General features: G+C 62.7%; 14 protein-coding genes and 1 pseudogene. 9 read left to right on the forward strand and 6 right to left on the reverse strand.

The genetic code is table 11. The annotated features are described in order from the left end of the window. Positions 1-9 precede the first annotated feature (9 nt). Entirely contained in the window at positions 10-972 is a 963-nt protein-coding gene (locus tag P0D89_RS10730) for a LysR family transcriptional regulator (protein WP_408376516.1), read from the forward strand. A gap of 72 nt (positions 973-1,044) precedes the next feature. Here P0D89_RS10730 and P0D89_RS10735 read toward each other — a convergent pair whose 3' ends face one another. Both P0D89_RS10735 and P0D89_RS10740 read right to left on the reverse strand, forming a co-directional pair. Beyond that, on the reverse strand, positions 1,045-2,364 hold the full coding sequence (locus P0D89_RS10735; RefSeq protein WP_408356256.1) for an ATP-binding protein: 1,320 nt from the start codon (positions 2,362-2,364) through the stop codon (positions 1,045-1,047). Next, positions 2,361-3,101 carry a response regulator gene (locus P0D89_RS10740; RefSeq protein WP_408356254.1) on the reverse strand — a complete coding sequence of 247 codons (741 nt, stop codon included), beginning with the start codon at positions 3,099-3,101 and terminating at the stop codon, positions 2,361-2,363. Before P0D89_RS10740 ends, P0D89_RS10735 begins: the two co-directional genes overlap by 4 nt. A 241-nt stretch (positions 3,102-3,342) precedes the next feature. Between P0D89_RS10740 and P0D89_RS10745 the strand changes: the two genes are divergently transcribed. From P0D89_RS10745 to P0D89_RS10765, 5 genes are all read left to right on the forward strand, one after another. Then, positions 3,343-4,059, forward strand: coding sequence for a cytochrome c biogenesis CcdA family protein (locus P0D89_RS10745; RefSeq protein WP_408356251.1), 717 nt, complete (start codon positions 3,343-3,345; stop codon positions 4,057-4,059). Between the two features lies 1 nt (position 4,060). Then, positions 4,061-4,594 carry a thioredoxin family protein gene (locus P0D89_RS10750; RefSeq protein ID WP_408356249.1) on the forward strand — a complete coding sequence of 178 codons (534 nt, stop codon included), beginning with the start codon at positions 4,061-4,063 and terminating at the stop codon, positions 4,592-4,594. Positions 4,595-4,958: 364 nt separating this feature from the next. Further along, a complete protein-coding gene (locus P0D89_RS10755) occupies positions 4,959-5,195 on the forward strand; it encodes a DUF4148 domain-containing protein (protein ID WP_408356247.1) in 237 nt (78 codons plus the stop codon). Between the two features lie 111 nt (positions 5,196-5,306). Continuing rightward, entirely contained in the window at positions 5,307-5,600 is a 294-nt protein-coding gene (locus P0D89_RS10760; protein WP_408356245.1) for a hypothetical protein, read from the forward strand. 24 nt (positions 5,601-5,624) lie between these two features. After that, positions 5,625-6,041, forward strand: coding sequence for an organic hydroperoxide resistance protein (locus P0D89_RS10765; RefSeq protein ID WP_408356243.1), 417 nt, complete (start codon positions 5,625-5,627; stop codon positions 6,039-6,041). Positions 6,042-6,805: 764 nt separating this feature from the next. Here P0D89_RS10765 and P0D89_RS10770 read toward each other — a convergent pair. The 3 genes and pseudogenes from P0D89_RS10770 to P0D89_RS10780 form a co-directional block, all read right to left on the reverse strand. Continuing rightward, positions 6,806-6,968: pseudogene (locus P0D89_RS10770) on the reverse strand (cytochrome P460 family protein); the annotation flags it as partial. A 155-nt stretch (positions 6,969-7,123) separates the two neighbouring features. Beyond that, positions 7,124-8,164, reverse strand: coding sequence for an alpha/beta fold hydrolase (locus P0D89_RS10775; RefSeq protein ID WP_408376517.1), 1,041 nt, complete (start codon positions 8,162-8,164; stop codon positions 7,124-7,126). Positions 8,165-8,313: 149 nt separating this feature from the next. Beyond that, positions 8,314-8,628 (reverse strand): DUF4148 domain-containing protein, encoded by a 315-nt coding sequence (locus P0D89_RS10780; RefSeq protein WP_408356239.1) that lies wholly within the window; start codon positions 8,626-8,628, stop codon positions 8,314-8,316. 550 nt (positions 8,629-9,178) lie between these two features. Between P0D89_RS10780 and P0D89_RS10785 the strand changes: the two genes are divergently transcribed. Continuing rightward, positions 9,179-9,871, forward strand: coding sequence for a glutathione S-transferase C-terminal domain-containing protein (locus tag P0D89_RS10785; protein WP_408356237.1), 693 nt, complete (start codon positions 9,179-9,181; stop codon positions 9,869-9,871). A gap of 94 nt (positions 9,872-9,965) precedes the next feature. Here P0D89_RS10785 and P0D89_RS10790 read toward each other — a convergent pair whose 3' ends face one another. After that, on the reverse strand, positions 9,966-11,201 hold the full coding sequence (locus P0D89_RS10790; protein ID WP_408356235.1) for a YbfB/YjiJ family MFS transporter: 1,236 nt from the start codon (positions 11,199-11,201) through the stop codon (positions 9,966-9,968). A gap of 329 nt (positions 11,202-11,530) precedes the next feature. Between P0D89_RS10790 and P0D89_RS10795 the strand changes: the two genes are divergently transcribed. Together P0D89_RS10795 and P0D89_RS10800 are read left to right on the forward strand one after the other, a co-directional pair. Next, positions 11,531-12,202, forward strand: coding sequence for a nitroreductase family protein (locus P0D89_RS10795; RefSeq protein ID WP_408356233.1), 672 nt, complete (start codon positions 11,531-11,533; stop codon positions 12,200-12,202). A 242-nt stretch (positions 12,203-12,444) separates the two neighbouring features. Beyond that, positions 12,445-12,924: a hypothetical protein gene (locus P0D89_RS10800; RefSeq protein ID WP_408376518.1), complete on the forward strand. Its 480-nt coding sequence runs from the start codon at positions 12,445-12,447 to the stop codon at positions 12,922-12,924. Positions 12,925-12,928 lie beyond the last annotated feature (4 nt).

A 12,928-nucleotide genomic window follows, 5' to 3' on the forward strand; every position in this document is an offset into this window, starting at 1 on the left:
CGATGAAAAATGCGAGAGATCAATCAGCAACGCCTTCGATACTTCAACGAAGTACTGACGCACGGCACCATTCGTGGCGCCGCGGACAACATCAATACGTCGCCGTCCGTGATCACGCGGCAAATCAAGCTGCTCGAAGACGAATTGGGAACGACGCTATTCGAGCGTCAGGCGCGAGGCGTCAAGCCGACGGAAGCGGCAGCGCATTTGCTGGAGTTCTGGCAAGGCTACCGGTCACAGCAGGAAAAGCTCGAAGATCAGTTGCACGCGCTAAAAGGTCTTCAGCAAGGGCATATTCAACTGGCCGTCAGCGAGGGCTATGTCGATACGCTGGTCGACGATGTGCTTGCGCCGTTCTGTGCCCAGTATCCGAAACTGACCATCGGCATGGACATGCTGGCCGTCGACGCGATCCTGGACGAAGTCGCGGAAAGCCGCGCGCATATCGGGCTCGCGTACAACCCGCCGCCGCATGCGCGCATCGAGTATCGCGCGAGTTCGCTTCAACCCGTGGTGCTGCTCGTGAGAAGCGATCACCCTCTCGCCCAAAGAAAAGGACCGGCTGGCATCGGCGATCTGAGCGCGTACCCGCTCGCGCTGATGCCACCGACCTTCGGCATCGGCCATGTCGTGAAGATGGCGGAGCTGGCTGAGAACATCACGATCCGCCCGACGCTGACCACGAACTCACTAGGCGCGTTGAAGCGATTCGTGACTGCGGATAACTTCATGACGCTGATCGGCGAGTTCGCCGCGTACCGTGAACTGGCGAGCGGCGAACTGACCACGGTGCCGATCGCGCATCCGCTGTTCGAAGGCGCGCAAGCACGAGTACTGGTCAAAGCGGACCGGCCGCTCGCGCCCGGTCCGCTGGAACTGCTCAGATGGATTCAGCAGCGCATGCCGATGTTCGCGGCGCCGCAGGCGAATGAACCGCGCAAGCGTAAGGCGCGTCAACGAGGTCGAGGCTGAGTTTGGTGATGCCGGATTAGCCGCCACGCGGTCGCGCCGCACGGCGCCATCGCCAGCAAGCCAACGTGCTCCCTAACTCAGATTCCTTAGCGTCAACCTCGCTTCGAGCCCGCCGCTCACACGGTTATGCAGCGAAAGCGTCGCGTCCATGGCAAGCGCGAGTTGCCGTGCGATAGCGAGACCGAGCCCCGTTCCGCCGGTCTGGCGATTGCGCGACGTTTCCAGCCGCGCGAACGGCTCGAACACCGCTTCCAGCGACTCGTCCGGTATGCCGGGGCCGCGATCGAGCACGCTGACCGTGGTCTGCCCGTCGTGCACGTCAGCGATGTTGATCTCCGCTGAGCCGCCGAACTTCAGCGCGTTGTCGACGAGATTGCCCACGATGCGGCGCAACGCCTGTGGGCGCGTCGTCAGCGACGTGCCGAAGCGGCCTTGCAGAGACACTGGCTGGCCGGCGTCGACGTAGTCGCAAACCAGGCTGTCGAATAGCGCATCAGGGTCGATCCGGCACGGCATCTCGGTGGTGCCGTGCATCGTCCGCGCGTAGGTGACGCCCTCTTTGACCAGCGCCTGCATCTCGTGCAGGTCTTGTCTGAGCTTCGCGGCTTCCGGGTCGTCGTCCATCACGTCGACGCGCAAGCGCATGCGCGTGATCGGCGTTTGCAAGTCGTGCGAGATCGCCGCCAGGATCTGCATGCGTTCGGTCATATAGGTTGAGATGCGGTCCTGCATCGCATTGAAAGCACGTGCCGCCCGCGCGATTTCCGAAGGTCCCTCTTCAGGCAGCCGGCTCGCTTTCAGGTCCGGGCCCAGCGCATCGGCCGCCACTGCGAGCTGATGCAGCGGACGCGTCACGAGCCGCACCGCCAGCCAGCAGCAGCCGGCCAGCACGATCAATTGCACCAGCAGCACGAGCGGCAGCCAGCGCGACAGCGGCGTGCCCGGCATCGGCCGCATATCGATCGTCAGCGGCGTGCCGTCGCTCAGTTTCAGATGAACCTGGAGGCGTTCGCGATCGCCGGGGACCGCGTTCACCGTCAACGGATAATTAGTGCCGATGCCGTTGCCAATGGATTGCGCAACGCGCGCCGACAGACCCGCATCGACCGGCCTACCAGAAACGCCCGGCCCGAGAACGAACTCATAGCTGCGCCGCGCGAGACGCGGCAGCCACTGCGCGCGCTGGTCGGGCGGCAAGTGATCGAGCAGCGCCACCGAACTCGCAACCTCGCGTTCGATGTAGCCCATCATCACGTTGGTCATGGTCTGGTCTCGTTCGGTCATCGTGAGCCAGAACGACAGCGTCTGCGCCAGCGCGAGGCCGACGAACAGAATCATCGCGAGCCGCGCGAACAATGTGCGAGGCCAATGCACCCAGGATCGCGTGTTCATTCCGGGTCCCCGATGGCGATCACGGCGGCCGAAAACACATAGCCCTCGCTGCGCAGCGTCTTGATGTAGCGCGGCTCGCGCGCGACATCGCGCAGGCGTTGGCGCAAGCGGCTCACCATCAGGTCGATCGAGCGGTCGAACTGATCAGCCTGGCGGCCCTGCGTCAGATTGAGCAATTGATCGCGCGTCAGCACCCGCTGCGGGTGATCGAGAAACACGCGCAGCAAACGGTACTCGGCGCCGCTCAACGCAACCATCGTGCCTTCGGCATCGAGCAGGTGGCGCGCCGTGGTGTCGAGCCGCCAATCGCCGAATTCCAGCATTTGCACAGACTCCGTCACCTGCATGCCGGGCGGCAGCATGCGTGCGCGGCGCAGCACCGAGCGAATCCGCGCGAGCAGTTCGCGCGCGGCAAACGGTTTGGTCAGGTAGTCGTCGGCGCCCATTTCCAGACCGAGAATCCGGTCCGCTTCCTCGTCGCGGGCGGTGAGCATCAGGATGGGCACAGTGCGGAATTTGCCGGCGCGCAATTCGCGGCACAGCACCAGTCCGTCTTCGTCCGGCAGCATCAGATCCAGCACGATCAGATCGGGCGCGCCCTGGTCCAACGCGGCGCGCATCTGGCGGCCGTTGGCGGCGAGTGAAACCCGGATGCCGTTCTTCTCGAGGTAGCCGGCGAGCAATTCGCGAATGCCGCGGTCGTCGTCGACGATCAGTACGTGGTCGGTAGTGTCCATCTGTGCGTCATCTCTCGTGGTGTTTCATCGGCACCCGGCTCGTATGAAGCGGCGAATCACGCACCGGATGCACCATAGTTCTGGCATGCCTGCTTTATAGCCTGGCTTGTACGGCGAATTGTGTCGCAGTGTATCTCGACCTCCGGCAGACACAAAACATTGCAAGCGCACGCATTGCCGACATAAGCCAGATACGCGCGGACGTTCCAATACGGCCATACCAGCCAACGGAAAGTCCATCATGCACAGCACCTTTGAAACGCCGCTCGCCCTGCTGGCCGGGCTGCTCACCATTGCCTCTCCGTGCATTCTGCCAGTCATGCCGATCCTGCTCGGCACCTCGGTCGAGCAGCCTGGCCGCGCGCGGCCGCTGTTCATTGTCGCCGGATTCATCATCACGTTCGCATCGTTTGCGATGCTGCTGGGCGCCGTATCCAGCACGGTGCACGTCGCGCAGCAAGTGCTGCGCAATACCGGCATCGCGTTGCTCGCGCTGTCCGGACTGCTGCGCCTGTGGCCGCGTCCCTACGACTGGCTCGTTGCGCAAGTGCAGGGACCGCTGGAGCGCATCGGCGCCGCGATCGCGCCGGGCGTGCAACCCGGCAGCGGCAACGCGGGCGGCTTCGTGCTCGGCATGTCGCTGGGCGCGGTGTGGACACCGTGCGCCGGGCCCGTACTCGCTTCGATCCTGGTGCTGGTGGTCAAAGCGCAGGACCTCGGATGGTCGGCGCTGCTGCTTACGTTGTATGCGATCGGCGCGGCCATTCCAATGCTCGCGATCATCTACGGCGGGCATTACGTGACGCAACGGGTACGAGTGGTGTCGCGCCATGCGCACCGCCTGCAACAGGTGTTCGGCGTGCTCGTGATGCTGACCGCACTCGCGATCTATCTGCAATACGACGTTCTGATTTACGCGCGGATCGCCGCGCTCTTTCCCGCCCTCAAAGGACTCTGACATGCTCTCCCAACTCAAGACACTCGCCATTGCCGCCACCTTTGCCGCCACGGCGGCCACCGGCACCGCCGCTCTCGCCGCGCCGTTGAAGGACGGCCCGCCCGCACCGGAATTCACCGGCATTTCGAAATGGCTGAACAGCGACCCGGTCACGCTTCAGCAATTGCGAGGCAAGGTCGTGCTGGTCGACTTCTGGACGTACACCTGTATTAATTGCATCAATACCCTGCCGCATGTGAAAGCCTGGAACCAGAAATACAAGGATCAAGGCCTGGCGGTGATCGGCGTGCACACGCCCGAATATCCGTTCGAGCGCAATACCGACAACGTCAAGACCGCGATCAAGCGCTTCGGTATCACTTATCCGGTGGCGCAGGACAACCAGTACGCAACGTGGAGCGCTTACAACAACCAGTACTGGCCCGCGTTTTATCTGCTCGACAAGAGAGGCAAGGTTGCCTATACGCATTTCGGTGAAGGCGACTACGCGCAAACGGAAGCCGCGATTCAGGCTCTGCTCGCGCAAAAGGATTGATGCCTCGTTTTTGCTGTGATGTCTGGACGGGCCGAGGCGAGTGTGACATTGCTTCGGCCCGTTTTTATGTACGCCTGCGTTCTGCAAGCACGGTGTCGACGCGCAGCGCCATGAATAGACGTGCGCGGCGGACAGTAGCCGGAACCGCGGATTTGTATCGCAATGTATCTGCCGATCGCACTGATACACAGCATTGCAATAGTCCGCCCTCGCGACACAAGCCGGATACCTCAGCCGGTTCTAATGCATCAACGACGGACGCTGAGAAACACCTTGCCGCGAACCTCAATCGAATGCGGCTCGCCTCTCGGCCAAACCGACGCCTTTTTCCTATTTGCCTCTTACCCAGTTTCTGGAGAACGACATGAAAGTTTCGATGATCGCTTTGGCTCTCGCCGCATTCGCCGCGACAGCATCCGCTTACGCCACCACTTCGGTCGATGCAAACGCAGACAAATTGAACATTCAGCAGACGCAGCAATGGACGCCTGACCACAGCGGCGCAACGGCGAAAACCCGTCAGGAGGTTCGTCAGGAACTGGTGCACGCCCAGAAAGACGGCCAGCTCGCGGCCCTTAAGCAGCTCTACCAGGGAAGCTGAGCACCCCTCATTGCCAATCGCTGCGCTCCGGATGACGCCATCTGATGCGACACATCCGGAGCGGCGTGTAGAACACCATCACTTTTCCACATCCCGTTTCGAGGTCTCATCATGATCAAGCATCTCCTTATCGCGGCGTCGCTCGTTGCCAGTGCCGTTGTCGTGTCTCCCGCTTTCGCCAGCAGCGGCTATGGTCCCGCGCCGCACTACGATCCGCTCGCAGGCGCACCCGCATCGCAACGCGGCCAAAGCGCACAGACGGTTCGCGCCGAACAGCCGCAAGCGATCGCCAGCGTCGATGCCGACGCGGCCGCGCAGTCCTATGGCGGTGTGCGCGATACGGTTTCCCAGTCGGGTGCGCGCGTTGCGTTCAACGCGCCCCACTCCGCTTACTCCCATCACTAAATCAATCGATCAAGGATATTCATCATGACCCAACTCGATAAAGTGTTGTACACCGGCAAGACCCACACCACCGGCGGCCGTGAGGGCGCGTCCCGCAGTTCCGATGGTCGGCTGGACGTGAAGCTCTCGTCGCCCAGCAGTGCCGCGGCCGGCACGAATCCGGAGCAGATGCTCGCCGCGGGCTGGTCGGCTTGCTTCATCGGCGCAATGGGGATCGCTGCGAAGAAGATGAAAGTCGCGCTGCCGCACGACACCGCCGTCGATGCAGAGATCGATCTGGCGATGGCCGGCGACGCTTATTTCTTGCAGGCGCGTCTGAACGTCAATCTGCCGGGTGTCGATCGCGAAGTCGCACGGGCTCTGGCAGATATGGCACACCAGACGTGTCCGTACTCGAAAGCGACGCGCGGGAATATCGACGTTGTCGTTACGATTGTCTAAGGTCTGCTGCGTGCTATTGCCTGACGCCGGATGGCTGGCTGGGAGTTCAGCACAATAGCTTTTCCTCTTCTTCGTGAGACTTGGCGGCGCGCTCCAGTGAGTGCGCCGCTTTATTTTGTCGTCCACGCTTTCAAATCAACGTCCGTCTCTGCATCGGAAGCTGAGCGGCGAAACCCAATTCTTTAGATCACTCCCGCGATACCTGGAGTCCGGCGTGATTCGCCATCGCGGCTCTCACCCGCGGTCGAGCCAAGCCTGCCGTACATATCTCGACAGCGATGTGCGTTGCGAATCGAGCAAGCGTCGCTGATATTGCAGTTACGCATGCACAGCATCTGCAAATCTCGGTCTGGCGGGGGTTCGCTGCCACCGAGATGACTGCCCACATAGCGCGCTTTGCCTGAAAACGTCAGAGGCTTCCGCAGCCGATTTGCCGTATCCCATTTGTCCACCGGACAATTTCTGGAGCGAATCAGGCAACACGCTGAGTTGCCGCCCTCATGCATTGTCTGCGTATCGCGTGCCGCGGATGCGCCTGAAAGTCGATGGATAATTTCCAATTAAGGTCGCCGTGAAACATTGCAGCCGTGTCGCACCGCTTTAGCGCGAGCGCAAAAAAAATCGCGATGAGCGATACCTCCACTCATCGCGACTCTTTTCGCGCTAATTTCACGCCAATGCCGGACACGAATCGCCAACGCCGACCCGTCCCGCAAACAACCAGGCAATCGCAACGTTACGGTGCAAATCGCGTAAAGACCTAGTCACGACTCTTGACACGCGAAACACGTCTGATGCTGCGCCAGATCCACCGGCTGTCCGTTGATGATCCGGTCGAAGCGCCAGCCGCCGGTCGACGCATAGTGACGCGAGTTTTTCACCATCACCTGTACCAGTCGTAGGCTGGCCGGAAATCGTCGCCGTTTCGACTTCGCCGGTTGAACGCCCTGCACCATCATCTCGCCGGATAACGCGCAAAACAGAAGTGTCATTTGAGCGAGTGCGCGTGCAGTCCAAATCGATCGCATCCAGGTTTCCTTCAGGCGATTGAAACACGTCGTGGTTGGCGTCGACGCGACGCACTAAAGCCGCGCGACATCGACGATCGCGTCGGCAAATGCCTTCGGCGCTTCCTGCGGCAGGTTGTGTCCAATGCCGCCGCTGAGGTTGCGGTGCTGATACCGGCCCGTGAATTTCTTCGCGTACGCAGCCGGATCGGGATGCGCCGCGCCGTTCGCATCGCCTTCCATCGTGATGGTCGGCACCCCGATCGTCGGCGCCATCGCCAGACGCTTTTCCAGTTCGTCGTATTGCGGCTCCCCCTGGACCAGCCCCAGGCGCCACCGGTAGTTGTGAATCACCACCGCCACATGATCCGGATTGTTGAACGACTGCGCCGAGCGCTCGAACGTCGCATCGTCGAAATCCCATTTCGGCGACGCCGTGTGCCAGATCAGCTTGTTGAAGTCGTGCCGGTTCGCTTCATAGCCCGCGTAGCCGCGCTCCGTGGCGAAATAGAACTGGTACCACCACGTCAGTTCCGCCTTCGGCGGCAGTGGCGCGCGGTTCGCTTCCTGACTGCCGATCAGGTAGCCGCTCACCGACACCATTGCCTTGCATCGCTCCGGCCACAGCGCCGCGATGATGTTCACCGTGCGCGCGCCCCAGTCGAACCCGCCCAGCACCGCCTTGTCGATTTTCAGCGCGTCCATCAACGCGATGATGTCCACCGCGACCACCGCCTGCTGGCCGTTGCGCGGCGTATCCGCGGAGAGGAACCGCGTCGACCCATAGCCGCGCAGATACGGCACGATCACCCGGTAGCCCGCAGCCACCAGCAACGGCGTGACTTCCGCGAAGCTGTGGATGTCGTAGGGCCAGCCGTGCAGCAGAATGACGACCGGTCCGTTCTGCGGACCCGCTTGCGCATAACCGATGCTCAGCGTGCCGGCGTTGATCTGCCGAATCGGCCCGAACGACGCGACACCCGCCGTCTTCACGCTGCCCGCCGTTGCATTGGACTGCGCGTGAGCGAGTCCGCTCAGACCCAACTCCAGCAGACTGACGCCTGCAATGGTGGTCCCTAGCAGACGGCGACGCCGCACATTGATCTGATCCGACATGGCTATTCTCCTTATGACGTAGTTCTCACTATAGGAAGCGGGCTCTTCATCGTGAAGCCCGGCGTGACGTACCGCGGCGGCTGCCGTGGCACGGATTGAAACGGTCGACTGGCGCGTCGAAAGGCGCGACCGGCCAACCGCATCACTGGTTACGGCTTCGCGTAAACCGGGCCGAGGCCGATAACATCCGGCTGCGCGTCACGCGAACCCGATGCCGAAGTGCCGGCCGTCGAACCACCGTACGACGACGCGGACAGGCTTTGTTGCGCATTCAGGCGTGCCTGCGCCGCTTCGATGTTCTTCGGATATTGAGTCTGATCGCTGGCGGGGTTGTAGCCGGCGCGCTGCAACTCGACCAGTTGCGCGCGGACATCGGCACGAGTAAGCGGCTGGTTCGACTGCGCGAACGACAAAGCGGGAATAGCGACGACGGCGGCGACGATAAGCGATTGAACGAGTTTCATGATTTGCACCTCTAGAGAATTGATTGCCGCAAACACCTGTTTGCGTTCTGTTCTGCAAAGCCAGATTGTCTGGCCTGGAGGTATTAGACCCCGCTGACGTATCGGGCTTGTGTCCGCAAATACGGGCAATGCAACGTTATGTACCGGCTAACCGCGTAGATACATTGCGGTACAAAAAGGCGGTGCGGCTTGTATCGACGCAGGCGGCGACTTCGACATCGCACTCGTGCGACCCATGCTCGGCAAGCAATCATGCGAAGACGGTACAGATGCTACCGAGGGTCGTGAGGACTGCGACGCTGCCTCGAATCGTGGACGGCGCGGCGAGATCATTATAGGCACGTGTGGATGTGTGCTTAATGCGCATCGAGTGACGTTCTCGCACAGAACATTCATTCCGGCCTGCTACCGGCAGCGCGCCATGAAATTCATGCCGTTATATTGCGCAAGCGTGAGAGTATCGTAACGATTGACGTGCTCGTCATCCGCCGCGCCATGTTCGCATTAAGCGACTTCGCTGTGAATTGCCACTTCTCGCGGGGAGAATCTGATGCTCACTCTGTATTCGTATCCGGACCTGTTCGGCGTAGCCGATAACAATCCGTTCGGCCTGAAGGTGTTCGCGTTCATGAAGTTGTGCGCGATGAACTTCGAGCACCGGCATATCCTCGATACAAGCCTCGCTCCGCGCGGCCAACTCCCGTATCTGGTCGATGGCGACGATACGATCGGCGACAGCGACCGCATCATCGCGCATTTGAAAGCCCGCTACGATCTACAGATCGACCGCGCGCTTTCGACCGGACAATTGAATCTCGACTTCCTGGTGCGGCGAACGCTCGACGATCTCTACTGGTCGATGAGCTTTTCACGTTGGCGCGACGACCGCTTCTGGCCGTCGTTCCGCGACGCCATTCTTGCCACGCACGCCGAGGTGCGGGCGAACGATCTCGAAGCGGCGCGTGAATACAACCGCTTGCGTTATCACTATCAAGGCATTGGCCGCTACGAGCCGGAACAGGTGTACGCGCGGGGCATCGACGATCTACGCGTCGTCGCCGATCTGCTCGGCGACAGCGGGTTTGTCTTCGGCCCCGCTGCAACCACTATCGACGCGGCGATCTATGGCTTCATCGCCAACATCTATTTCTACGACATCGACACGCCGTTAAAGCGCTACGTGCTATCGCGTCGCGCGCTCGTCCGTCATTGCGAGGCGATTCATCAGCGGATCGGCAGTTAAAGCAATGCTGTGCGTACATCAACCAGGACCCCGCGTGCTTGCTGAATAGTGACATCGGTGCCGTTGGTGAAGTTGGTGTAGCCGGAAGACCGGCTCACGCTTCACGCAACGGCTTCTGACAAGCGGCCAGCACGGCGCCGGCCACCAGCAGCAACGCCGAATAAACGAGACCTCGCGCAAGACCCGCGCCGTCCGACACCCAGCCGATCACAATCGGCCCGACGATCTGTCCAAACGCGAACACGATCGTGAACGCGCTGATGCCTTTGGCCCAGTGGCTCGCGGGCAGATTGTGGCGCACGAACGCCGTAGTCGACGCGACCGCCGACAGAAACGTCGCGCCGAACAGCAGCCCCGACACGAACGCCACCCACGGCTGCGCGAACAACGCGGGCAGCAGCGTCGCGACGGCGAGCAACGCGTTGAGCACCGCGAGCGCCTGACCGCCGCGCATCCGGTCGAGCAGCCCGGACCACAGGCGCGCCGACACCACCGTCGCCACGCCGAGCAGCAGATAGAAGCCCGTCACGACCGCCGCGCTCATCCCCGCGTTGCGCAGCAGCGCGACGATGAACGTCATGTAGCCGATATAGCCGACGCCGAACAAACCGTAGCCCGCCAGCGCGGCGCTGAAACGCGGCCAATGCAGCCCCGCGGCCGGGCCTGGCCCGCGCGCGGCCGCTGCGGCGCTCACATGCGCGCTTTCGATTTTGCGCGCCGCGCCGATCGCCACCGCCGCGAACACTGCGCAAGCAGCCGCCAGCGCGAACCACGCGAATTGCCAGCCGTGCGCGACGTTGACGATAGTCAGCGGCACCAGCACCGACGACGCCACGATGCCCCATCCCGTGCCGCCGTAGTACAAGCCGAGGACGAGTCCCGCGTCGTGCGGCCGCGCCGACGCGAGCCGCGCGGCCAGCACGCCGCCGCTGATAAAGATCGCCGCGCTGCTCACGCCGGTGATCACCCGCAACCCGAGCAGCGAATTTGTGTCGGCGAGCAGTCCGCTGCCGGCCATCAGCAGCGCGGTGACCGCGCAACCGCCGCCGAACAACGCGCCGGCCGACCAGCGGCGCGCGAGTCGCGGAAACGCCAACGCGCCGAGCAGATAGCCGAGCGCATTGGCCGTGTTCATCGCGCCGGCTTGAGCGAAGCTCCAGCCGAGGTCGAGTTTCATCGACGGCAGCAGCAGCGCGTAGGCAAAGCGCGCGAGTCCCAGCGCGATCGCGCTGCCTAGCGAAAGCGCGGCGGCGAGCGTCAGGGTCGGCAGGCGCTGCGCCGCTTCGGTGGACGTGGAGTTCGGTGCGGTATCGAGTGAGGTGGGCGGCATGGGTTAGAGCGAGTGACCTTGAATTCTGCAAAACGATTGGAACGGGGAGGCTGAATGCGGCACGTCGTCATCATATCTGGGAGCGCTTGGCGAGGCTGACCGTTAGTTGCCTTTATGTCAGTAATCGCTTACTGATGCGCGCAGTCGGAGTTTTGGGTCTTCAGTGGAGCCCGCGCGCCGCCGTATGGCCGCAGCCTGCAACGGCGCCCCGCGCCCCTTGGCCCGACGCGAAGCGCCAGCCCGAATGACACCACTCAAATGCGAATGATTTGCATTTACGTGCGATTTAGCTCATGATTCACTCCCATGCCATCAGCCGACCAGGAATCATGACGACGCTCGACCTCAGCCGCGCCGAAATCGGGAGCCCGCGCTCGACCACCGCCCCACCTGCCGCCGCGGCCCAGGCCAACGCCAATTCCAACGCGACGGCTGCGCTCGACGTGCTGCTGTCGCGCCAATCCCAATGGCCGCTCACTGAACCCGGCCCGGCCGACTCCGAGCTGGACCTGATCATCGACGCAGCCTTGCGCGCGCCCGATCACGGCAACCTGCGACCATGGCGCTTCGTCACGATTCGCGGCGACGCGCGCGGTCCGCTCGGCGACCTGCTGGTCGACCTCGCCTGCGCGCGCTCGCCTGGCGAGCCGCGCTCCGCGCACGCGCATCGTCGGCAGAAGGCGTTCGCGGCGCCGCTGGTGATCGCGCTCGGCGCGGCGCTAAAGGCTCACCCGAAGGTGCCCGAGATCGAGCAGTTGCTTGCCGCGGGCGCGGCGGCGATGAACATGCTGAACGCGATCCATGCGCTCGGTTACGGCGGCTTCTGGGCGACTGGACCCGACTGCTACGAAGCGCGTCTGCACGACACGCTGGGTTTCGCGCCGAACGAGCGTTTGCTCGGCTTCCTGTTCGTCGGCACGCCGAAAGCGCCGGGCCAGCCGCCCACGCGTCCATCACGCGGCGAGCACGTGCGCGAATGGCTGCCGCCTCAGCCCGCTTAACTCAACACGTGCGTTCGCCGGTGGTGAAAATGCACATCCGCTCGTCGTGACGTACGCATCCGCTCGTGGCGAAACGCGCATTCGCCCGCATCGGTTCACGCTGATCCGGGCAACCGCTCAGGCCTCTGACGCACGCGCTGCGTCATCGCCGATCCGTCGCACGCGACCTGCGCTGGCCTGCGACGCGGCATTGTTCAATCCGGCCGGCGCGACTCATGGACCGTGTCCATTCAGGAGCAACCATGCACTTTCGCTCTCATCACAGCAGCCGTCCCGAGCTGATCGACGACCATCAGGCCGATACCAGCGACGCGCCCGAGCGCACGGTTCTCAGCGCCGTTCGCACGTGGCTGCGGCCGGCCTGCGAAACGGCGCGCGGCAGCCTGCAATGGCGCGACATTCTGAGCAACGTGGGCTTGCGGCAGGACTGCATCGAACATTTCGATCTGCTGATGCGCTCGCTGATGCACGTGTCCTATCGTCCGCTGGATATGCGCTGCCGCTGCGCCAGCGATCTTGGCAAAGACGAAGCGGTGATCCTGCAAACCATCGCGTTGCTGCAAAAGACGCATAGCGGGGCCGCGTTGCGCATGTTGAGCGAATGGCTGCCCGCGCCCGCCGTGAGCGGCGTGCTGAAACTGATTCGCTGGTTCGCGATCGATCTGCTCGACGCCGGCGTAGAACTCGACGTGCAGGCACGCCGCGTCACGTATATGCATTGAGGAC

Origin of the sequence: Paraburkholderia sp. RL18-085-BIA-A (assembly GCF_046027075.1) — a bacterium.
Taxonomy (GTDB): Bacteria; Pseudomonadota; Gammaproteobacteria; order Burkholderiales; family Burkholderiaceae; genus Paraburkholderia.

Excerpts from the sequence above, each read along its gene's own strand:
- P0D89_RS10730 (WP_408376516.1), top strand. The coding sequence starts at position 10 with ATGCGAGAGATCAATCAGCAACGCCTTCGATACTTCAACGAAGTACTG.
- P0D89_RS10735 (WP_408356256.1), bottom strand. The coding sequence starts at position 2,364 with ATGAACACGCGATCCTGGGTGCATTGGCCTCGCACATTGTTCGCGCGG.
- P0D89_RS10740 (WP_408356254.1), bottom strand. The coding sequence starts at position 3,101 with ATGGACACTACCGACCACGTACTGATCGTCGACGACGACCGCGGCATT.
- P0D89_RS10745 (WP_408356251.1), top strand. The coding sequence starts at position 3,343 with ATGCACAGCACCTTTGAAACGCCGCTCGCCCTGCTGGCCGGGCTGCTC.
- P0D89_RS10750 (WP_408356249.1), top strand. The coding sequence starts at position 4,061 with ATGCTCTCCCAACTCAAGACACTCGCCATTGCCGCCACCTTTGCCGCC.
- P0D89_RS10755 (WP_408356247.1), top strand. The coding sequence starts at position 4,959 with ATGAAAGTTTCGATGATCGCTTTGGCTCTCGCCGCATTCGCCGCGACA.
- P0D89_RS10760 (WP_408356245.1), top strand. The coding sequence starts at position 5,307 with ATGATCAAGCATCTCCTTATCGCGGCGTCGCTCGTTGCCAGTGCCGTT.
- P0D89_RS10765 (WP_408356243.1), top strand. The coding sequence starts at position 5,625 with ATGACCCAACTCGATAAAGTGTTGTACACCGGCAAGACCCACACCACC.
- P0D89_RS10775 (WP_408376517.1), bottom strand. The coding sequence starts at position 8,164 with ATGTCGGATCAGATCAATGTGCGGCGTCGCCGTCTGCTAGGGACCACC.
- P0D89_RS10780 (WP_408356239.1), bottom strand. The coding sequence starts at position 8,628 with ATGAAACTCGTTCAATCGCTTATCGTCGCCGCCGTCGTCGCTATTCCC.
- P0D89_RS10785 (WP_408356237.1), top strand. The coding sequence starts at position 9,179 with ATGCTCACTCTGTATTCGTATCCGGACCTGTTCGGCGTAGCCGATAAC.
- P0D89_RS10790 (WP_408356235.1), bottom strand. The coding sequence starts at position 11,201 with ATGCCGCCCACCTCACTCGATACCGCACCGAACTCCACGTCCACCGAA.
- P0D89_RS10795 (WP_408356233.1), top strand. The coding sequence starts at position 11,531 with ATGACGACGCTCGACCTCAGCCGCGCCGAAATCGGGAGCCCGCGCTCG.
- P0D89_RS10800 (WP_408376518.1), top strand. The coding sequence starts at position 12,445 with ATGCACTTTCGCTCTCATCACAGCAGCCGTCCCGAGCTGATCGACGAC.